Source organism: Paenibacillus maysiensis (assembly GCF_000520815.1).
Taxonomy (GTDB): domain Bacteria; phylum Bacillota; class Bacilli; order Paenibacillales; family Paenibacillaceae; genus Paenibacillus; species Paenibacillus maysiensis.
Window position 1 is genome coordinate 39,986 of sequence record NZ_ASRY01000141.1, and the last position, 20,922, is coordinate 60,907.

The 20,922-nt window shown below is 46.5% G+C and carries 23 protein-coding genes and 2 pseudogenes; 9 read left to right on the forward strand and 16 right to left on the reverse strand.

The genetic code is table 11. The features are described from left to right. Window positions 1–64: 64 nt before the first annotated feature. From L696_RS0109025 to L696_RS0109035, 3 genes are read right to left on the reverse strand one after another with little or no spacing between them, the layout of a single operon-like run. Entirely contained in the window at window positions 65–1,147 is a 1,083-nt protein-coding gene (locus L696_RS0109025; RefSeq protein WP_025683360.1) for a Gfo/Idh/MocA family protein, read from the reverse strand. Beyond that, window positions 1,140–1,907 carry a sugar phosphate isomerase/epimerase family protein gene (locus L696_RS0109030; protein WP_025683361.1) on the reverse strand — a complete coding sequence of 256 codons (768 nt, stop codon included), beginning with the start codon at window positions 1,905–1,907 and terminating at the stop codon, window positions 1,140–1,142. The genes L696_RS0109025 and L696_RS0109030 overlap by 8 nt, the downstream gene beginning before the upstream one ends. A gap of 18 nt (window positions 1,908–1,925) precedes the next feature. Beyond that, window positions 1,926–3,032, reverse strand: coding sequence for a Gfo/Idh/MocA family protein (locus L696_RS0109035; RefSeq protein ID WP_025683362.1), 1,107 nt, complete (start codon window positions 3,030–3,032; stop codon window positions 1,926–1,928). Between the two features lie 162 nt (window positions 3,033–3,194). On the opposite strand from L696_RS0109035, the gene L696_RS0109040 reads away from it, so the two are divergent. Beyond that, window positions 3,195–4,013, forward strand: coding sequence for an AraC family transcriptional regulator (locus tag L696_RS0109040; protein ID WP_025683363.1), 819 nt, complete (start codon window positions 3,195–3,197; stop codon window positions 4,011–4,013). Between the two features lie 102 nt (window positions 4,014–4,115). On the opposite strand, the gene L696_RS0109045 is transcribed toward L696_RS0109040, so the two are convergent. From L696_RS0109045 to L696_RS0109065, 5 genes are all read right to left on the reverse strand, one after another. Continuing rightward, window positions 4,116–5,600 (reverse strand): alpha-N-arabinofuranosidase, encoded by a 1,485-nt coding sequence (locus L696_RS0109045; protein ID WP_025683364.1) that lies wholly within the window; start codon window positions 5,598–5,600, stop codon window positions 4,116–4,118. 307 nt (window positions 5,601–5,907) lie between these two features. Next, complete coding sequence (locus L696_RS0109050; RefSeq protein WP_425339306.1) at window positions 5,908–6,195, reverse strand: DUF6171 family protein; 288 nt, start codon at window positions 6,193–6,195, stop codon at window positions 5,908–5,910. 51 nt (window positions 6,196–6,246) lie between these two features. Continuing rightward, on the reverse strand, window positions 6,247–6,567 hold the full coding sequence (locus tag L696_RS0109055; protein WP_025683366.1) for a hypothetical protein: 321 nt from the start codon (window positions 6,565–6,567) through the stop codon (window positions 6,247–6,249). Between the two features lie 68 nt (window positions 6,568–6,635). Further along, window positions 6,636–7,580 (reverse strand): Gfo/Idh/MocA family protein, encoded by a 945-nt coding sequence (locus L696_RS0109060; RefSeq protein WP_025683367.1) that lies wholly within the window; start codon window positions 7,578–7,580, stop codon window positions 6,636–6,638. Window positions 7,581–7,743: 163 nt separating this feature from the next. Continuing rightward, window positions 7,744–8,433, reverse strand: a complete 690-nt coding sequence (locus tag L696_RS0109065) for a TerC family protein (RefSeq protein WP_025683368.1) — start codon at window positions 8,431–8,433, stop codon at window positions 7,744–7,746. Window positions 8,434–8,785: 352 nt separating this feature from the next. On the opposite strand from L696_RS0109065, the gene L696_RS0109070 reads away from it, so the two are divergent. Both L696_RS0109070 and msrA read left to right on the forward strand, forming a co-directional pair. Then, window positions 8,786–9,403: a TVP38/TMEM64 family protein gene (locus tag L696_RS0109070; RefSeq protein ID WP_025683369.1), complete on the forward strand. Its 618-nt coding sequence runs from the start codon at window positions 8,786–8,788 to the stop codon at window positions 9,401–9,403. Window positions 9,404–9,588: 185 nt separating this feature from the next. After that, window positions 9,589–10,560, forward strand: a complete 972-nt coding sequence (gene msrA, locus L696_RS0109075) for a peptide-methionine (S)-S-oxide reductase MsrA (RefSeq protein WP_025683370.1) — start codon at window positions 9,589–9,591, stop codon at window positions 10,558–10,560. Window positions 10,561–10,658: 98 nt separating this feature from the next. Here the strand turns inward: msrA and L696_RS0109080 are convergent. Continuing rightward, a pseudogene (locus tag L696_RS0109080) lies at window positions 10,659–11,438 on the reverse strand (lipid II flippase Amj family protein). 174 nt (window positions 11,439–11,612) lie between these two features. Here L696_RS0109080 and L696_RS0109085 point away from each other — a divergent pair. Next, on the forward strand, window positions 11,613–11,987 hold the full coding sequence (locus L696_RS0109085; protein ID WP_049827316.1) for a DUF2188 domain-containing protein: 375 nt from the start codon (window positions 11,613–11,615) through the stop codon (window positions 11,985–11,987). A gap of 141 nt (window positions 11,988–12,128) precedes the next feature. On the opposite strand, the gene L696_RS0109090 is transcribed toward L696_RS0109085, so the two are convergent. Together L696_RS0109090 and L696_RS0109095 are read right to left on the reverse strand one after the other, a co-directional pair. Then, entirely contained in the window at window positions 12,129–12,833 is a 705-nt protein-coding gene (locus tag L696_RS0109090) for a YitT family protein (protein ID WP_014282274.1), read from the reverse strand. A 465-nt stretch (window positions 12,834–13,298) separates the two neighbouring features. Then, window positions 13,299–14,189 (reverse strand): DMT family transporter, encoded by an 891-nt coding sequence (locus L696_RS0109095; RefSeq protein ID WP_025683371.1) that lies wholly within the window; start codon window positions 14,187–14,189, stop codon window positions 13,299–13,301. 137 nt (window positions 14,190–14,326) lie between these two features. On the opposite strand from L696_RS0109095, the gene L696_RS0109100 reads away from it, so the two are divergent. Further along, window positions 14,327–14,734, forward strand: a complete 408-nt coding sequence (locus tag L696_RS0109100) for a YhjD family protein (RefSeq protein ID WP_025683372.1) — start codon at window positions 14,327–14,329, stop codon at window positions 14,732–14,734. A gap of 6 nt (window positions 14,735–14,740) precedes the next feature. Here the strand turns inward: L696_RS0109100 and L696_RS31850 are convergent, their stop codons facing one another. The 4 genes from L696_RS31850 to L696_RS32665 all read right to left on the reverse strand — a co-directional run bounded on the left by L696_RS31850 (window position 14,741) and on the right by L696_RS32665 (window position 15,575). Then, window positions 14,741–14,968 (reverse strand): hypothetical protein, encoded by a 228-nt coding sequence (locus L696_RS31850; RefSeq protein ID WP_245233325.1) that lies wholly within the window; start codon window positions 14,966–14,968, stop codon window positions 14,741–14,743. A 22-nt stretch (window positions 14,969–14,990) separates the two neighbouring features. Continuing rightward, window positions 14,991–15,134, reverse strand: a complete 144-nt coding sequence (locus L696_RS31855) for a hypothetical protein (protein WP_245233328.1) — start codon at window positions 15,132–15,134, stop codon at window positions 14,991–14,993. A 100-nt stretch (window positions 15,135–15,234) separates the two neighbouring features. Next, window positions 15,235–15,384, reverse strand: a complete 150-nt coding sequence (locus L696_RS32660; RefSeq protein ID WP_425339307.1) for a class I SAM-dependent methyltransferase — start codon at window positions 15,382–15,384, stop codon at window positions 15,235–15,237. Beyond that, window positions 15,381–15,575 (reverse strand): class I SAM-dependent methyltransferase, encoded by a 195-nt coding sequence (locus L696_RS32665; protein ID WP_025683375.1) that lies wholly within the window; start codon window positions 15,573–15,575, stop codon window positions 15,381–15,383. The genes L696_RS32660 and L696_RS32665 overlap by 4 nt, the downstream gene beginning before the upstream one ends. 125 nt (window positions 15,576–15,700) lie before the next feature. On the opposite strand from L696_RS32665, the gene L696_RS0109120 reads away from it, so the two are divergent. Then, complete coding sequence (locus L696_RS0109120) at window positions 15,701–16,144, forward strand: hypothetical protein (protein ID WP_025683376.1); 444 nt, start codon at window positions 15,701–15,703, stop codon at window positions 16,142–16,144. Continuing rightward, the gene (locus L696_RS31860; protein ID WP_245233326.1) at window positions 16,098–16,214 is read left to right on the forward strand and encodes a hypothetical protein; all 117 of its coding nucleotides are present in this window, start codon (window positions 16,098–16,100) and stop codon (window positions 16,212–16,214) included. The genes L696_RS0109120 and L696_RS31860 overlap by 47 nt, the downstream gene beginning before the upstream one ends. A 15-nt stretch (window positions 16,215–16,229) precedes the next feature. Here L696_RS31860 and L696_RS0109125 read toward each other — a convergent pair whose 3' ends face one another. Then, window positions 16,230–18,746: a transglycosylase domain-containing protein gene (locus tag L696_RS0109125; RefSeq protein WP_025683377.1), complete on the reverse strand. Its 2,517-nt coding sequence runs from the start codon at window positions 18,744–18,746 to the stop codon at window positions 16,230–16,232. Between the two features lie 216 nt (window positions 18,747–18,962). Here L696_RS0109125 and L696_RS28420 point away from each other — a divergent pair. Then, window positions 18,963–19,430 (forward strand): annotated as a pseudogene (locus L696_RS28420) (Y-family DNA polymerase); the annotation flags it as partial. Window positions 19,431–20,031: 601 nt separating this feature from the next. Further along, the gene (locus L696_RS0109135) at window positions 20,032–20,811 is read left to right on the forward strand and encodes an alpha/beta fold hydrolase (RefSeq protein WP_025683378.1); all 780 of its coding nucleotides are present in this window, start codon (window positions 20,032–20,034) and stop codon (window positions 20,809–20,811) included. Window positions 20,812–20,922 lie beyond the last annotated feature (111 nt).

The following is a 20,922-nucleotide window of genomic DNA, read 5'->3' on the forward strand; positions in this document are numbered from 1 at the left end:
TCATATGCAAAAGAAGCTGCTTATCTTATAATGATGACCTATTCGGTTGCTTACGGGCTTAATCTCAATCGAAATAGACAGCTTTTCCTGTACGAGCCGATTCATAGATAGCTTCCAAAATTTCAGTAACCACCAACGCCTGTTCGGGCTTCACAACCGGCTCTTTATCGTCCAGAATGGCTTCGATCCACAGACGGGCTTCGCGATCCGCTTCGTTTTCCGTTTCTCCAGAGTAAAAGGCTACACCGCCTGCGTCCAGATCAATTTTCGTATCAAACAAGCGACTATTCTTCTCCCCGTTAATGCGCAGACCATCCTGCATATCGGCTCCGCCCTCAGTTCCGCATAACAGCGTCTTCGCTTCGCCAAATTCTAAAACGTTCAGTGCCCAACTGGATTCCAGCACAATAGTGGCTCCATTTTGCATGGTAATAAATCCGAAAGCAGAGTCCTCCACCTTAAATTCCTCAGGGTTCCACGGACCAAAGGCATTTGCCGCGTTTTTACGATCTCCAAGTTTATGGAAGGTAGAGCCCAGCACGCTTTTAGGCTTGTAATTATCCATCAGCCAGAGGGTCAGGTCGAGCGCATGCGTCCCGATATCAATCAGCGGCCCTCCACCCTGCTTCTCTTCATCCAGAAATACTCCCCACGTCGGAACCGCGCGGCGACGCAGAGCAATAGCTTTGCCCAGGTAAATCTCGCCAAGCTCTCCCTGCTCGACCAATTGCTTCAGATACAGGCTGTCGTTACGATAACGGTTTTGATACGCAATGGACAGCTTTTTACCTGTACGATTTGCGGCATCCAGCATTTCCCGAGCCTGCTCGGCGGTTTTGGCCATCGGCTTTTCGCACAGCACATGCTTACCTGCCTCAAGCGCGGCTACCGTAATTTCCGAGTGCGAGTCGTTGGGTGTACATACATGTACGACTTCAATATCTTTATTTTCAAGCAGCTTCCGATAATCGTTATAAACTTGTGAACCTTCAACACCAAATTTTTCTGCCGCTTCCTCAGCACGTTCCTGAATAATGTCACAGAAAGCGACGATCTCTGCACGTTTTTGCTTGGCAAGACTAGGCAAATGCTTGCCGTTGGCAATCCCCCCACAACCAATAATTCCGATTTTGAGTGTTTTAGACATGAATATTTCCTCCCTGAGCTGCGTATTGTTGGAGCCACTTAAAGCTGGTTTCAATGCTTTCGATTGGAGGATTTGAGCTGAAATCCTGTTCCACAACAACCCAATCCACGCCTGCCTCAATAGCGGCGTCTGTAATGGCCTGAAGCTGCACTTCTCCTTTGCCAAGCTCTACGGTAACTGCTTTTTGGTGCTCGTCACGTGCCATATCCTTTAAGTGAATGATAGGCAGGCGTCCATTATAACGTCCGATGTATTCCACAGGATCATAGCCTCCGTAGTATACCCAACATGTATCCATTTCGACCTGCAACAAATCAGCCGAAACCGCATCATATAAAGCATCGAATACTGGACGATCATTGATTTTTTCCGTCAATTCAAAATCATGATTATGATAAGCCAGTATCAAGCCCTGTTCCTTCACTTTTTCACCAATTCGGTTCAGGTTGGCAAAAAGCTCATCCCACTGGCGCTGCTCCTCGGTTAAATAAGGAACGATCAGGTACTTATTCCCTAATTCTTTGTGATAAGCGATCTCCTCATCCAAATGATCCAACAGACTGGTATATTGTACATGAGTTCCGACAACTTCCAGATTCAGTTCATCCAAAAGCGCTCTGACATCCTTGGCATTGCGTCCGAAAAAGGTATGAAATTCTACCCCTTTATAGCCCAGCTCAGCTACCTTGCGCAACGTACCTTCAAAATCCTGTTCAAGCTCTTCCCTTACTGTGTACAATTGCAATCCTACTTTAGCCATTACCCTTCACCTCTTCATTTAGGATGGATGAACCGTTATGTCTGTACCATGATACAAATCTTCATCTGGCTCAAATGTACTTTCCAACGTAATATGCTTACCTTCCAATGAGGAGCGCTGAAAAGCATGCATAGCCTCTAATACATGATAGGCAAGCTCCACATTGGCACGATGGTTCTTTTCGCTGCGAATGGCTCTCACCATCTCACCCGCGCCTATTCCGCGTTCGTTCTTTCCACACTCAAATAAAGGTTCCACGAGCTCTGCGGTTTCCTCTCCAGATCGGCGAAGCTTGACATCTCCGTTAAAAAAGTTCGGATCAGGCAGACTTAAGGTTCCTTCCGTACCATAAATTTCAATACGTGGCAGATCTGACGCCCCCTGAATGTCAAAGCTGGTAATGAGCGTTACAATGGGTCCGTTATGGAAATCCATCGTTCCGGCCAAATGCGTTGGTGTCTGTACCCGCAGCGGCGTGCCGCTTTTGGGACCAGAATGTATGTGACGGTCAGGAATCTGAATGCCCACTGAACTACTGATTCGCCGGATCGGACCCAGCACATGGATCAGCGACGTCAAATAGTAAGGTCCCATGTCAAACATCGGACCGCCTCCAGCGGCATAGAAAAATTCCGGATCAGCATGCCACCACTCGGGGCCTCTCCCCATAAAAAAGGCAGTAGCGGCTACGGGCTGCCCAATCATTCCGTTTTGTATGGCATGACGTGCAGTCTGAATACCCGCCCCAAGAAATGTATCCGGGGCGCAGCCGACACGCAGGTTTTTTGCCTTGGCTAGATCCAGAACACGTTTGCCATCCTCCAAGGAAACCGCCAAAGGCTTTTCACTGTACACATGCTTGCCTGCCTCCAATATCGCCATATCCGTCAGTGCATGGCTGCCAGGCACGGTTAGATTAAATACAAGCTCAATCTCAGGCTGGCGAAGCAATTCATCTACCTTGTATGCGTTTTCAATGTTAAATTCATTGGCCCTCGCTTTGGCCCTTTCCTCCAATAAATCAGCCACGGCCACCACTTCGATAAGCGGACTGTTTTGGAGATTTTCAAGATATACCGCGCTAATGTTACCGCAGCCGATAATCCCGGCCTTCATTCGTTCCACGTCGTCACACCCCCTGGCCTCCAACATGTTCTGTATTCTGCTATAAGCCTTACAGACACAATAGTATTCTATTTCCGTTTCGTTTAAAATGAATAATATGATTAAAACATGAACAATCTGGTCAATATTTGAAGCAGCCATATACCCAAAGGAGTCATCATCATGTCTATCGTCGAGCCTTGTCAGGTTCTAACCGCAGGCTATTCCTTCCATCGTAAGCCTTTTTATTCGAACCAGCCTGAAGGGATCAAAAATTATTTGTTTCGTCTACAAACAGACGGACGCTGCCAGGCCCGCATTAACGGGGAAATGACACGGATTGAGGCGGGTGACCTGCTGCTGTTCAATCCTACCGAGCCTTATGAGCTGGACATTCACAGTGAGTTAAATCCAATGGGGGAACAGGTCGTGGAGAGCGGAGATTATCACATTTTTTTTGGAGGCTCCTGGGTAGATGAGTGGTGGCACCATCACAAACGACCCAACCGCATCAAGGTTCAGCTTACCGAAGCCCTGCTTGGCCTATTTCGGCAGCTTGTGATGGAGCAGCGGCGTATTTCTAATCCTTATCCGGAAATATCAAGCTATTACATGCGCATTCTTTGCCTGGAGTTTGACCGTATGCTGTCCGAGCATCCGACTTCCACCCATCATAATTATCTCGCTTATCAGATTAAAAATTATATCGAAGAAAATGCTTCTTCCAATTTTAAGCTGGATGACGTGTCCTCACACATCGGCATCAGCGTATCCAGAGCTGTACATCTGTTCAAGGAAACATTCGATACGAGTATTATGCAGTACACACTGGATATCAGGCTCAACATGGCGAGGGAGCGCATTATTTTCAGCCCCATGTCTTTGGAACAGGCAGCCGAATCGTCCGGTTTTGCAAACTATACGTATTTTCACCGCGTATTTCGCTCCCGCTTCGGCATGTCGCCCAAGGAATTCAGAGTGATCCACCGTGAGCAATTGTAATATTGGGAACAAAACAAAACCTTGAGAGAGCCTTTCTTGGCTCCATCAAGGTTTTGTTTGTTCCCATTTCTCAATCATTCTTCTTCTGAGCTTATAAAGGTTCTACGGTGCAATCGTCAGCATCACTACCGACATCGGTGGCAGTGTAACATCCAGGCTGTGACCTTGCTGCTGGAAGGACGTGAAGGTTTCCGTTTTCACACGCTCCGGCTGGTCAAAGGTATTGTGTGCCTGCATATCGTCGCTGGCGAGTACAACACCGCTAATTTGCTTAACGTTTTCCAGCCCTCTCAGCTCCAGATTCAAGGAAGCCACCTCGCCCGGATGAACGTTGCACAAACTCACATGTATATATCCGTCCTGCGCCTTGGACGCAGATACACTCACCTGTGGAATGGAATCACCATCATATTCATAATTGCCTACGGTTACATGGGTAGCAAGCGCTTGTGCATCCTGGTGCACCTTGAACATTTCAAATACATGGTATGTCGGCGTCAGTAGCATAGCAGGCCCTTCGGTCAGAACCATAGCCTGCAAAACGTTGACCATTTGGGCAATATTCGTCATTTGTACACGGTCATGGTGATCGTGGAAAATGTGCAGGTGCAGTCCGGCTACAAGCGCATCGCGCATCGTATTTTGCTGATACAGGAAGCCTGGATTTGTACCCGGCTCGGTCAAGAACCAGGTCCCCCATTCATCCACAATCATTCCAACCCGTTTGTCAGGATCATATCGGTCCATAATGGCAGAATGACGAGTGATCAATTCATCCATGTGCAACGATTTTTTCATCGTTTCGAACCATTCCGCTTCGTCAAAACCAAGTGCTTGCCGTTTCGCTTCCCAGGTACCCGGGACCGTGTAGTTATGCAGACTCAAGCCATCCATAAGATGCCCAGCTTCACGCATCAGCACTTCAGTCCAGCGGTAATCGTCCACATTCGCCCCACCTGCAATCCGATAAATCCGGTTTTCCCCATAGTTACGAACATACGTCTGATAACGACGATACAGATCGGCATAATATTCCGGACGCATATTGCCGCCACAGCCCCAGTTTTCGTTACCTACGCCAAAATATTTGAGCTTCCATGGCTGCTCACGCCCATTTTCCTGCCGCCATGCGGCCATAGGGGATTCCCCGTCAAATGTCATATACTCTACCCACTCCGACATTTCCTGCACCGTACCACTGCCAACATTCCCGCAAATATAAGGCTCTGCGTCTAACAGCTCACACAGCTGAAAAAACTCATGGGTGCCAAAATGATTATTTTCCACCACACCGCCCCAATGCGTGTTGACCATTCTTTTGCGATTTTCCTTCGGCCCGATGCCGTCCTTCCAATGATATTCATCGGCAAAACAGCCTCCCGGCCAACGCAGCACAGGAATGTTCAGCTTTTTGAGCGCTTCTATCACATCATTGCGAATCCCGTCCGTATTTGGAATCGGGGAATCCTGTCCAACCCACAAACCTTCATAAATACATCGTCCAAGATGCTCGGCAAATTGTCCGTAAATATTTTTATTAATAACGCCTTGCTCCCAATCCGTGTGGACAACAATAGAACCCTTCATGACAAGCCCTCCTCAAAAATAGTAAAGTGCATGGGGATCATACACTTCAGTGATTGCGCTTTCATAAAATTAAAAAATATGGCGTAGCTGATCTCTTTTCCATCTAAACGTTTACAATCATCCAATGTAACAGCTTGATAGTAAATATAAATATTAATAATTAAATAAAAACGTTTTATATGTTTAATATATTTTATCGCCTTCTATTTGTCAATCGTTAAGCCATAGCTCCACCCATACCAAAAAGTCTGCCCTCAAGGCAGACTTTTTGGTATGACCACTTTAACTCGTGATCGTGTGTGCCTATTCATTTCAAGGATATCCCATGCCAGTGAGAGCCGTTATAGCCGGGACAATTTTGATTGACTGCCAGAGCACGCACACGGACAATACTTCCGCTGATCCTGCACGTATGCCCACCCATTAACTCATCGCATTGCGAGCAGGCTAACAGTCTGGTCTTGTACACATCATCGGTCACACATTCCATTCCGGGCCTCATGTTGTTTATAATTCTGGTAATTTGCTCTTCCGAAATAGCGATGTCCCTTCCACACCCTTTACAGGTGTTTGGTGCGGTTATAGCATCCATCATCGGCTTACCCTCTCTTTCAACAACGTCCTGAGTACATGCGGCTGGAGGACCTTACTTCCGTTCCGGCGGGAGCTGGGCAGCCGCTTCCGATACGACCATCGCCAAGTCCTCATTTCCGAACATGGACAGTACTCCTAATACTGTGTCCAGCGGGATATCTCCCGCTTCTTCACGCGATACGGTCAGCTTGCGTACTCGGAGCAGACGCTCATTGCTATCCTGCTGCGGATAAGCTGCACGATACAGTTCCTCTGGCTCCAGCCCGTGATTGATGCACCATTGCGCAAACACAAGGATCATCATATCCTCTTCCTGCTTATAATTTTCGATGATAGCCTCTTCTAGCTGTTTACCGCGGTTGTACTCTTCCATTCGTTCATTTCTCCTTCAATCTGTTTCTAGATGTCTGGACAACCTTGACGGCTGTCGTTCGTTTTGTGTTAGTCATCCAAACGGCTAATGAGTTCGTCCGCCAACATATGACTTTCCAGCACCCTGCCAGCACGTACACTGCATTCCTCTGGACGATGAATATGCTCCAGAAAATGATTTACCACTCCAGTGAATCCCCGTCTTTCCAAAATCGTGTCCCAGCTTCCGAATGATTGTGACAATGGCGGCTTATTTTTTTGCATAAAAATAGCCTGTTCCATGTTGGTCACCTCGACGGAACGACCCGCACCATGCAGCTCCACCTTCTCAATGTCAGCCCCTGCCTGTCTGTTCATACTGTAGCTACCGGAGGCATTTCCCAAACGTACGGACCCGAAAGCAGCGTTCATATATCCTTCACTCGTCGTGTCTAGACTGCTGTGCAGCAGCTCATAATCATCGCCACCCAGCCACAATAGCAGATCGAGCATATGAATCAAATCATCATAAACCGTCTGTGCCGCAGGTCTCGGACCATATCCCGTCCGATGCTTGATCGCCGCGCATTGGCTGAAACCTCCTGCTTCCTCCAGCCACGCTTTAGCAGCTACATAATGCGGGGCAAAACGTCGGTTAAAGCCGACCGCCAGCAACACAGCCTGTGCCTCCGCAAACGCGGTCATTTCCAGGTTTTGACGCACATCATAGGACAGCGGTTTATCCACATACACCGCAACACCTTTTTCAATACACGCCATAACCAGATCAAAATGGGCTTCGGTCGCAGCATGAATGAATACAGCCTCCGGCTCCCATGCCAGCATTTCCTTTACATCTGTCGTTCCTCTCGGCAGCCTGTACTGCTCCATAATGGAACTAACCGGCTCCTGCGAACGGTTCATGACACCTACAATATCTACACCTTCGTGCGCAGTCAGCAGCGGCAAATACACTTTGCGGGCAATACCGCCCAGACCTGCAATAGCCACTCTTGTTTTCGTTTGCTTATTCATATCATACCCACCTCTGATGACTCATTTCTTCTGTTGTCTAGTTTACATGGAAGTCCGCTGACAAGCAAAGAAAAGAGGCTGTCCCCGATCCAGTTAGACCTGACGGAACAGCCTCTATGCATGAGCGTCCAGCTTCAGCTACGATGATTTCAGTGTGCTCAGCTTAGGCGTGCAGCGCTTGTTTTCTTGTTTTTTCACTTTTTATTTTTTTAACACGCATTCCAATGGCTACGACCAGAACAACGATCAGAGCTTCAAATCCGTATTTGACGACCCCATTCGTGAACCAATGTGCAATCAGCGGCTCGGCCACTACCATTTTGGCAGCAGTATAGGCCAGTACAGCAGCTCCAATTGTAATGACCATCGGAAAACGTTCGGTCAGCTTCAAGATAATTGTACTGCCCCATACCATAATCGGAACGGAAATCGCCAGTCCCAAAATAACAAGCAACATATTTCCATGAGCAGCTCCCGCAACAGCAAGCACATTGTCGAGCCCCATCATGGTGTCAGCAATAATAATGGTACGAATCGCGGCCCACATTTGATTGGTTGCAGAGATTTCATGTTTTTTCTCCTCAACCAGCAGCTTGTAAGCAATGTAGATGAGCGCAAGCCCCCCGATTAAACGCAAGCCGTAAATTTCCAGTAAGTACGTGACCAGCAAAGTAGCGATAACACGAATGACAACCGCGCCGACCGTCCCCCAAATAATGACCTTTTTTTGATTGGCCTTCTCGACATTACGGGCTGCCAGACCAATCACAATCGCATTGTCACCAGCCAGCACCAAATCAATGACAATGATGGACAATAATGCGGTCAAAAACTCGATTGACAAAAAATCCATACGTTTCTCCCACCTTCTTTATTTATTTGTTATACTGTACATAGTTCTGCGCTTTATACTAAAAAAGCGCCATTTCACGGAATCCGGAAACGGCGCTTGACCCAAATTTAGCATCAAAAAAAGACCATTTACCCGGATTCCAAAAATCCTGGCAAAGGTCTCGCTTACAACATTACGTTGCCAATAAAGCCGGGGATTTTAAAATCCCGTAATGACGACTTTACTCGTTGAGCTACTCCCCTTTGGGAACTATTCTGTTAGTGGCAGTATAGCACACATTATTGGGAATGTGAACCCTATTTTTTTCTGTATAAGCGACAGGCCGAACAGGGATATTGAAAGAGGTATGTAAATGAAAAAATGGCTACTCGCTGCGGCTTATGTTTCGCTGCTCTGCATCGCGTTTATCTACAAAGATGATTGGCTCGCCTGGGCGAACAAGCAAACCTCTTTTCCGGCTCTGCTGCTGCTCGCGTTTCTGTTCGCGTTAATTCCATTTGTACCTTACAAGCTGATTATCGCTTCCATTGCTTATGCAGCAGGTGCCTGGCAAGGCGCTCTGATCTGCTGGCTTGGCACTACATTCGCTGCGCTGGTCGTTTACGGCGCGGTCCGTATTCTCTTCCGTGACAAAGGACGAGCTTATCTGGAGCGAATTCAAGCGTTGGAGCGCTTGAATCGGGTCATGGAGCGAGAACCTTTTGCTGCTGTGCTGCTGGCCCGTCTGATTCCGATCATCCCGCAGGCAGCGGTGAATGTATATGCCGGGGTCGCAGGCTTTCCGTTCTGGAGCTTTATGCTGGGTACGGCCATTGGAAAGCTTCCTGCAATTGGGGTATACGCTTATGCAGGCGGTACAATTGCAGAACATCCTGTGACTGGATTGCTCATTTTACTGCTGTATACAGCACTGGTGGGTGGAGGCTTTGTGCTCTACCGCAGGAGGCTTCAACGTGCCCATAAATCATAGCTCTGTGAGCCTGCCGCTAGGACTGTAAGGATGTAGATTGGCCTTGGCTTTTTAGTCCAGAGTAATTTGCAAAGCTGGTTTGTTTCTGTCGTTCCATTGGTTTTTGCGGACATGTCGTATATAATTTAATTGTAAGCTATTTAAATAACAACTAATTGAAACTTTCTCAGAATGGAGTGACAAATATGAGCACCAACAATCCAAACACCGTGGAGAAGGCAACTTTTGCAGGCGGCTGCTTCTGGTGCATGGTTTCCCCCTTCGAGGAACTGCCCGGCATTTTAAAGGTAAGATCCGGTTACACAGGGGGACATACGGAAAACCCGACCTATGAAGAGGTATGCTCCGAAACAACTGGACATGTAGAAGCCGTACAGATTACATTTGATCCGCAAGTCTTCCCATATGAAAAATTGTTAGAGCTGTTCTGGCAGCAGATTGATCCGACGGATGAAGGTGGACAATTCCACGATAGAGGTTCGTCCTACCAAACAGCTATTTTCTATCATAACGAAGAACAAAGAATCAAGGCAGAAGCTTCCAAAAAAGCGCTGGGTGAAAGCGGCCGTTTTGACACCCCCATTGCTACACCGATTCTGCCTGCGGCAACCTTCTATGAAGCGGAAGAATATCATCAGGATTATCATAAGAAGAACCCCGCGCATTACAAGCGCTACCGTAAAGGTTCTGGACGTGAAGATTTTATTGAGCAAAATTGGTCAGGTAAAATCGATAAATCTGATTTGAAAGAGCGACTGACACCTATTCAATATGAAGTAACACAAAAGAACGCGACCGAGCGCCCTTTTCAAAATGAGTTTTGGGACCATGAGGGTGAAGGCATTTATGTGGATATCGTATCGGGAGAGCCTTTGTTCAGCTCGCTTGATAAATATGATGCAGGGTGTGGTTGGCCCAGCTTCACTCGTCCGTTACGCAGCTATAATGTCAAAGAAAAAACAGACCTCAGCCATTTTATGATTCGTACCGAGGTCCGCAGTCGCGAAGCCGACTCCCATTTGGGACACGTATTTGATGATGGCCCGGGTCCAGATCGCCTGCGCTATTGTATTAATTCCGCCGCTCTCCGTTTTGTGCCTCAGGAAGACTTGGAACGTGAAGGCTATGGAGACTATAAGTCACTATTTGAAAAGTAAATAGACTTCAAAAATATTTTAGGCTGGCCCGGAAATCATCTTTCGCAGATGACCTCGGGTCAGCTTTTTTTGAATTAAATCAGTATATGTGCTTCCCGTCAGCCCATAATCCACCCAAGCCAGAATGCGAGCGGCACCAATAGCAACTGTGCAAGCAGCGTGCCTCCCAGACGCGAGATGATCATCCAGCCGTACATGCTGTTCATACGGTTCAAAGGCAGCTCCCCACGCAGCGTTTTTTCAGACAATACTGCCAATCTGGGATCAATTAGCAGGGTCAGCAACACCGTTGCCATACCATTGATTAGACCTGATGACATCGACATTGTCGTCCCTTGAGCGGGCCAGAGGAAAGATGCGTATAAAGCAGATACCACTCCAGTCGTATATATCGCGGTCACAGTCATATTCAGGGTAATCAGGCGCTTGGGGATCGCTCCCCTGAACAGCGAGGTAAGCATGGACACGGTTGGACGCTTCATGTAGTAGCCTGCATGCTTTCAGCGGTTGTGCACCATTAAATAACGCACCAGTGCAGGAATAGAGCCGGTATGCTCCAGATGCACAATCCATCTGGCCGACATGCGTACCACGGTCGGATACAAAATAATAGCGATCATGGTCCCGACGGTTGCTGCCAGTAGAACCCCGTGCATGTACAGCTCCAGCCTAACATTAGCCCCACCCGCTCGTATGGCAGCCTTCGCCTGATCGACCATACCTCCCAGTAAAGGTCCCTGCGCCATATTAGAGGTGCGCGAAACCAACAGCAGCATGCCCGCTACGGTTAAGGCCAATCCAATTCTACGCGCTCGTAAACCGCCAAGACGGAGGGCATAGGTCAAGCTGTCTGTAGTATGTATAATGATGGTTAGCATAAAGACGAAACTCCAGGCAAGCAATTGCTCCACTCCTTTTCAGGTATTCTGCACACCATTATACGCTTTTTCTCCAAATACATTTTACAATATATTCATTTCTTTGATTTTTCGTTTGTTTAAGCGGACAGCGGGTAATACATAATACATCATTTGCTATAAGGAGTGTTGGATATGCCTTGGACCAAACATGATTATCCTCCATCTATGAAAAATCTGGAGCCGCGTGTGCAGGAAAAAGCCGTTAATATTGCTAACGCACTACTTCGTGACGGCTATGAAGAAGGACGTTCCATTGCGATTGCAACCTCTCAAGCCGAGGAATGGAACGATAATCATCCAGTTGAACGAGACGGGAAGCAGAAAAAACATGAAAAACAGCATTTAAGCGGAAATGGGAAAGGCAATGATTCCGCTTCTTCCGGGTCTCAGGAGCCTATTCATGTCGTGCCACATGAGGACCGCTCGGCTATTAAGGAAGAAGGACATGACGAGCCTGCTTCAACCTTCAAGCACAAAAATGAAGCGGTGGACGAGGCTCAAAAATGAGTAGACCGCCAGCAGATTTTGGCGATTATTCATGACCGGAACGGACGTATTCATTCTACTTTGAAGCCTTCCTGCTGAAGCCTGCATACAGCGAAAGGGTGTTACGCAGGAAGATTTCTCTTCTAACGTAACACCCTTTCCTTATTGACGAAGGCTGTGGACGACCGGCACTGTTTTGGCAACTACCTTTTGGGCTGGAATAGCCGCAGGCAGTACCTTTTTCACAGGTCGGTGTAGTTGGAACGTTGTCGTCCATGTAATTATTTTTCCGGCGAGCCACACAGCCAGTATGGTAAACATTGTTTCCTTCACAGGCAGATACAACAGCGATAATCCTAATACGATGATGTCACTAACGATAAACACGTTACCGATTTTCCATCCACGCCACTCGCTGATCAGCAGGGATAAAATATCATCGCCCCCGGTTGCTCCACCAAATCGCAGTACGATCCCGGCTCCCAAGCCTGTAAGCACTCCGCAAAGCAGAGCCGCTACCAGCAAGTTGCCGTGCAGATCTATCACCAGCGTCGAATACTTTTCAAATCCTGCATAAAACAGGGAAAAGGCGACCGCCCCGATTAATGCCAGCAGCATGAATCTTCTGCCCTTCAGTACCCAGGCCAATAATATGACGGGGATATCAAGCAGCAGCATACTCCAAGCCGGAGACACGCCAAATGCGTAATGTCCCAGCAGAGCCAGGCCCGCAAATCCACCTTCTGACAAATGATTTTGAGCATTGATGTGATAATACGTAAAAGCTAAAATGCATGTTCCGAGCAGCATGACAGCAATCTGCCTTAATGCTCCATTGTTCACGATAGATTCGTAAGTTTTCCTCATACAGGCTCCCTCGGTTTCTCGTAAGTTTGATGTGGATGAACCCACTCTTACGGAAGCTACCGGGTAAGATGTGCCTGGAGGACTTGGTCCTTCGCATGTACAATCCCCTCTTCCGCAGAGTTGGCTTTCGCAACTTGACGTTACTCCGCGGAAAAGCTAAGTATAAGACAGATCAAATCGTTTCCAAATCGTCCTTTGGGGAAGTATCCTTCGGGGACACATGGTATCCTGATCCTTTCTTTTGTGGAATAAAACTCCGACATTTCTGTGGTACATGTAATTCTATTATTTATTATACCACACCTTACCACCTGCTAAACAGCTTGCTTTTTATGCCGCACCATATTTTTATTTTATGTGTGAGCATGCTTTATTGTATGTGCGAATAACCGCATTATACCGAAGGTTTGGCGAATGCATATACAATGTGCATTATAGTTTGGTTTATGCAGGTTTTCAGTGATACTATCCGGCTAATTTGACTGTTCTGCGCTGGTTGGCCATAAAGACCCCTCCGAGTATGAGGATCAGCCCGGTCAGAACGTTCCAGCCGATGTGTTCATCCAGAAGCAAAAAGCCCCATACGATAGCACTCACCGGTACAAAATAAGTCACCGAGGAGGCAAATTCCGGACTTCCCCGCAAAATCATATAATTGAACAAAATATAAGCTACTCCCGATCCCAAAACCCCCAGCCCTATAAGGGAACCCAATATACCGGGGATGAAGACGACCGACAGATCAGGTCGATCCACAATTGCCGTCATGATGCCGCCCCCTGCCGTCGCACCCAATAGTGTCGCAAAGGTTGCCTGATACATCGACAGATTGGATAAAAACCGTTTGGACAGTTGCGTTCCAAAGCCGTAGCAGAGAGTCGCAAGCAGCATACATCCAAAGCCGACGGGGTCGACAGAAATAATGGATACAGGATTAATACCCAGTAAAATAAGGATTCCTACAAAAGCGAGTCCCATTCCAAACCACTGCATTCGATGAAAGATAGCTCCGAACAAGACAAGTCCGACCAACATGGTCCAGATTGGCGTGGTGGCATTCAATACGGAAGCCATGCTGCTAGCAATTCTGGTCTCGCTAAAACTAATCAAGGCCCATGGCAAAACCATGTTCACCATAGCTACGAGAATAACCGATTTCCATGGAATACTTCTGAATTCAAATGGCTTGCGCATAAGCAGCATCAACAAAACAATACAAATGAGGCCAAAGCCGGAACGAAGAAATACAATAGTCCAAGGTCCTACGTGATGGAGCAGTAATACCTTGATAAACAAAAACGATCCGCCCCAAATGAGGCTTAGCAGCAATAGCGCCGCATATAACGAGCGTGACAATATGTATACCTTCTTTCTTTCCAATAATTGATGATTGCTTTGGCAAAGAAATAATTTCTATGATGAAGTATAAAAAGAACATTTGTTCTGTATGCTGATTATAATTGTATTCCTGTTATGAGTAAAGGAGATTTCTTATGAAAAAGATACTGGACAACAAGAATAAGGCCCCATTGCCTTCCGAGGAAGACGCAGGGCTGATCAAAACTTGTGTACTTCTGACCCTCGTGCTGGATGTGCTGGAGCGGGACATTCGCATTCTGAATGCCTCTGCCTTAAAAATGCCCGATCTGTACGTTCGCAGTCTGACCGGGGTGCAACAGCGTGTAGCTGTTCAATTGGCGGAGACAAAGGCGCGAATGAAAAGGCAGGGAGTTAAAATATACAACGAAACCCGGAATCACGAAGGCGTGGAGGTTCTCTATGTATGCCGTGGCTACCACAAGCGGTTTTTCATGCTTTCCTCCTTTGCACGCAGCGAGGTTCGACGGGAACTGGGACATTATTTGGGAATTGATGTGACCCAAAGCCACTCGACTGTGTAGTCTCGTTTACAATCCTTGCACGATGCATTTTCCGCGTACCGTTGCTTGTGTGAGCACCTCTTTCTCGTCTATTGTTAGCAACTGTCTTCCTCGCATGAGCACACGCCCATTCACAATTGTCGTATTGATATGCGCGCCGCTTGCGCTGTAAGCAAGCAGTGACTCTATCTGGTGTATTGGCTGTAAATGCGGCTTTTGCATATCTATCAGAATGATATCCGCCTTTTTCCCCACCTCAAGTGTGCCGGTTTTGTGCTCAAAGTTTAAGCTTGGCTACATTGACTGTAGCCATTTGCAGGGCCTGCGCAGCAGTAAGAGCAGCTGGATTGCCAGTGCTTAGCTTTTGCAGCCATGCCGCTGCCTTGGTCCAGTCGCCCTGTAATATGCCAGGAAGCCGCAAAATTGGGGGCGTTCTGCACAATTTACTGGGAGCTTGGATTCCTCCTTTCCTGGCGTGGACACCTTTTCCCCCGCTTCCAGCAGCTCCGCTACATCCACCATCAGATCCACGATGCAAATACGTCCATGAGGTTTAAGCGTGCGTTGCATTTCCGACAGAGGAGTATTTTCTGTTCACCTGTCAGATGATGCAGGGCATAACTGCTGACCACAAAGTCAATGGTCCCGTCCATATAAGGAATCGACATCATATCTCCCAGCCTTGTCTCCACCTGCGGAAATTTACTACGGCAGGACACTTGAGCATTTCATTCGATTGATCCACACCTGCCATACGAATGCCCTTTTCAGCGAACACCCCCTCCAGATTCCCCGTCCCTGTACCTGCGTCCAGACCATACTCATCTGCATGGGCAGCCACACGCTGTACGATAAGACGCAAAGCAAGCCTGTACGCGGGATGCCTGCCATTCCCCCCTCTTCCAGACTCACCCGACTCTTTTTCTATGATTTAGACTTGCAGCCACGAGGTATAGCGACGAAGCGTTAAATATGGAGTTACTTTGTATGGCACAAGCTTGGCCCAAAAAGATTGTATCCATATCTGGATGTCCTGTATCGGGAGCCGGATCACCCAACCTCACATGTAAAGGTAGCTATAGTAGAAGGATCAGTTGGAGAATTAATGAACAAGAAAAGTGTAGGCAGCCTCTTAATCGGCGAATTTATAACGAAAAAATCCGAAGCCTGGAGGAAATGTGTGTATTTCCCGAAGTGACGCTAGAAACACTGCTTCCCCCTATGCTTGGTCCAGGACAGGACTTTGTTCTTCCCTGTCTCTCCAAAGATGGAGAAGACATCGTACCTGAACCGTCAGCTTTCGGAAATCATGACCCAGGATGCGGAGGAAATTATCCGTATGCTTCAAAAAAAGCGGTTGTGATGCTTTGGCATCGGCAGACAATTGATTGCCCATCACCCGACCTTATGGAAAGGTCTGGAATGGAATAAAGAGTACCCTAATGTTCGCTTTCACCCACAGATCACCGTCGATATTGTCGGGAACGGCATTTTGAATTAGTCCGCTCCCTTTTATTTAGTTTTTCGGCTGATCAGGTGTTTCGGTATGAATAGCTTCGCTAGGTTTATTTTCTGGTGCTTCATTCTGGGTTTCTGGTTCAGAAGGAGGCTCCTGCTTATTTTCAACAGATGGCAGCGAACTATCTGCTGGTGGCAAATCATCACTCTCACCATTCGTATCTATTTCTGTGTCAGGATCAGAAGGTACTGTTTCTTCTGGTAGAATCTCCTTCTGATCCGTTGCAGGTTCTTGTTTCTCCGGAGCTGCTTTATCCTTTATATCCGGTTTGGACGGCACGGCAGGTGTGGATGAACGTGGTCGTTGTTCCCTCCCAACTTCCGTTGGCACGTATTTTTGGTTAAACCAGTCTGTCACGAGTTGACCGGATTGACGGGAATAACTTCCCGGCAGCTTACCTGTAATACGGGAGACTGTAACTTTTACAACACCTTCCGGCTGTATAAAATGCTTATTTTTGAAAAGCTGGGGCTGATCCTTGACTGCCTCGTTCATGATAAGCGCCCACACCGATTGTGCTCTGGAATGCCCTTCTTGAGATAGTGTGTTAACCTGTTGACGGTAACCTGCCCAGACGCCGAGTGTAACATCCGGGGTATAGCCCATGAACCACACATCGCCAAAGTTTTGTGTCGTACCGGTCTTGCCTGCAATGTCAATGGTACCGTAGCTTTTAAAAGCATTTTGTATACGTTTGCCCGTACCCCTCGGGTCCGATATAACCGTTTTGAGCATATCTGTCATCAAAAACGCGGTTTGCTGGGAATATACACGCTTCGCCTGCGGTTTGAATTCATAAACGATCTTGCCGTCGGCATCCGTAATTTTACTGATCAAATGGGGTTCATTGTATACGCCCATATTAGGAATCGTGCCGTATGCCGCTGTCAGTTCCTTGACAGATACTCCCTTGCTGAGCCCACCCAGAACGCCTGTCTGAGCATGTTCATCCTGCGGCTGAATCGTCGTAATCCCAAGAGCACGAACAAAATTCCAGGCGTTTGGAATTTTAACTTCATATAAAAACAATCTCAGCGCAGGAATGTTGATTGACCGATTGAGTGCTTCGCGGGCTGTCATCAGTCCTTCGTACCGTCTGTTATAATTTTTAGGGATATGATAGCCTTTACGTCCGTCTTTCAATACAATTTGCGAATCATCAATAAGACCAGCAGGCTGAGTGTAGCCTTTTTCCAAAGCAGGCAAATAGGCTGCAATAGGCTTCATGGCAGAACCGGGCTGACGCGTCATCTGGGTTGCATAGTTCATTTGCTCAGTATTAAAGTCTCTACCCTCGATCATACCGAGTATAGCCCCCGTTTTATGATCAATCATGATGGCTGCAATCTGCTCGAGCCCCTTCTGCTTACTGTATGGAGAAAAGCTTTGCGGATTGGATGCAATCTGCCGCATATCGTTATAAACTTTCTTATTTATCGTTGTATAAATTCGATAACCGGATCGTTGCAGCTCTTCCCGTGTATTTTGAAGGAGTTCAGCATGCTCAGGTTTGGAAATCTCAGCTGTTGTAAGATCCGGATTTTGCTGGAGCGCCAACAACCGGGCGGCCTCTCGCTCCGTCTCCAGCATCAAATAAGGGAATGTATTGTAGCTTTTCTCGCGATGTGGTGCAAGAGTAGCTTTAATATCAAATTGGAGTGCTTCGTTATATTCCGTTAATGTGATTTTACCTGTTGCCAGCATTCTTCCCAGCACGATACGCTGGCGCTCCATAGCTTTGTTGAAGCCTTCTTCATCAAATTTCCCTTTACCGTCAAAAGCCGAATAAACAGATGGCAATTGTGGAAGACCGGCCAAATAAGCCGCTTGAGCAATATGAAGCTTATGTAGATCACTTACATTAAAAATCCCTAACGAAGCCGACTTGATCCCGTACAAATTGTAACCTGCGGAGCCATTGCCAAACGGCATTTTGTTTAGGTATGCCGCTAATATTTTATCCTTGCTCATAAAACGTTCCATGCGCAGTGCAAGCAGCATTTCCTTCACCTTACGGCTGTCCGTCTTATCCAGACTGAGGAAAACTCGCCGGGCTACCTGCTGTGTCAGTGTGCTGCCGCCTGTTTGGCGATTTTCGTTCAGAAGCTTCTGTTTGACGGCGCGAGCCGTCCCTTTTAGATCAACACCCTGATGCTCATAAAATTGGCTGTCTTCCGTTGAAATAAGGGCATCTACAATGGATTGGGGAACATCCTTCAGATCCACGAGCTGCCGATCCTCCTCCATGCGCATTCGGCCAACCGGGGTTACCTGGTCATTAAAAAATACAAAGCTGGTCAGAGCGTTCTCATTTACCTTTTCATATATCAACTGACGTGATCGTACAGGTTCATCATGAACCAGCGCTGCCACATAACCGGATATAAGGCCTCCTGCAAATAGGACCCCAAATACGCCCGCAAGCGAGAACCACTTGATATTAATCAGCAAAACTCTGCCAAAAATACGCCACCTGCTGCGTTTTTGAGATGATGGTCGACGTTTTGGGTTCATAAAAATGGTTTTCTCCCCTCAATATGCATTCATTTCCACATGTCTTCGTTCAAGATAATATGATACGCCATGTTAGATTTTACGTAAACAATAACGTTCCAGAAAATACATTTTGATTAGGAACACTTGTTCTGTATATAATACTACTATATGAACTTACATTCAAGAATATTTTGGAAAGACGATCAGCAGACATCTGGAAAGGAGATTGCAACATTGAACGAACGCGGAAAAAAAACTATATTTTTAGCAGACTGCCAAAGCTTTTATACCAGCATTGAGAAAGCCGACAATCCCGAATACCAGCATAAGCCGCTAGTCGTTGCCGGTGACCCTTCGTTGCGTTCAGGTATTATCCTGGCTGCGTGTCCGCTGGCTAAAAAATACGGTATATCTACAGCAGAGCGTCTGGGAGAAGCGATAAAAAAATGTCCTGACCTTACCATTGTACGCCCGCGCATGCAGCATTATATCGACGTCTCATTAAAAATAACAGAAATTTATAACGAGTATACGGATTTGGTTGAGGTTTTCAGTATTGATGAGCAGTTTCTGGACGTAACCGGAAGTCTCTCCCTGTTCGGAGATCCGGTGAGCATCGCAAGTGAAATTCAACAAAAAGTAGTGTCACAAACAGGGATATGGATTCGTATCGGTATCAGTTCCAATAAAATGCTCGCTAAAATAGTAATAAGACACACAAAATATCTTGTACATAATTTTAGAACCTTGTAGGAACAACGCTTTTCTCGAAATTTATGCTGTACATAATTTTTATTCGCTGACTAATCCGTTAAATTAGATTCTCAGATGCTGTTCCTTAAGATCAATTATTTTATTGAAAAATTAAACTAAAGATAAAAGGCAAGTTGCTATCTATTAGGGGGGGCACTAGGGTAACTGACACCATCCGTAAGTATATAGATTAAACAAGAAACTTATTGATAATGTTCGATGAAATTAAAGTGTTAAACTGGGTCGTTGAATACCGCGGTTTTTGAATTGAAAAATCGTCAGCTTTTAGAATATAAGTTCTAAACTGATCCATTAAAAGAAACAGCTGTGGACCAAGACTTGAAAAATAAAGTCTTAGACTGCCCCTGTTGTCATTAAACTAACGTTCTCCGTTAGCTCAATGATCTGAAGAAATTGTTTCACTCAAGCTATTCCTCAGAAATCTCTACGTACTATCTAAACCCAATTTGACGCCGAAATTAGGCATTCACCTTGCCTAGGGCGAATATCTTAATGGGGAAGTACATTTTAAAAAAATGAGGCGATATACTTGGGATACTTTGTAACTGTCGAACCGGGCGTCAACGTATTTATAGAGGACATCAATCCGAAGGGAAATAAAACGATACTTTTTATTCATGGATGGCCGCTAAACCATAACCAGTTCGAATATCAGTTCAACTTCCTTCCAACGCTTGGATATCGTTGTATCGGAATGGACTGGAGGGGATATGGCAATTCGGATAAACCTTTTAGCGGTTACAGTTTCGATAGATTAGCAGATGATGTCCGCATGGTCATCGAGACGTTACAATTAAGAAACATAACACTGGCAGGACACTCTACAGGAGGCGCGATCTCGATTCGTTATATGGCTCGTTACAAAGGGTATGGGATATCTAAACTCGTCCTGATCGACGCTGCCTCTCCATCTAGCGTTCCAAAAGAATTTACAAATAAAATCATCGAAGATACAAATCATGACCGACCGCAAATGCTGCAAGACCAAACGGGAATTTTTTTCTTTCAGTATATTTCCGAACCGAAATCCGATTGGTTCGTTTTAATGGGATTACAAGCGGCAAATTGGGCGACTTCCGCCATTATGGTCACGCTTAGAGATGAAAATGTTTACAATGATCTCGGTCAGATCAATGTACCCACATTAATTATTCATGGAATTCATGATAAAGTCGTTCCGTTTACCCAAGCTGAGGAAACAAATAAGCTGATCAAAAATTCGAAGCTAGTTCCGTTCCAATACAGCGGCCATTGCGCTTTTTTAGAGGAGCGCGATAGATTCAACCAATTATTATCTTCTTTTGCATAACGACTCGGATTAGCCGCACCATCGCTCCCCATAAATATAGTCCGATAATGCCCGATGATTGAGCAAATCTGCCCTTTCGTATTATGAGATCAACCAGTTCTTTCTGGTTGA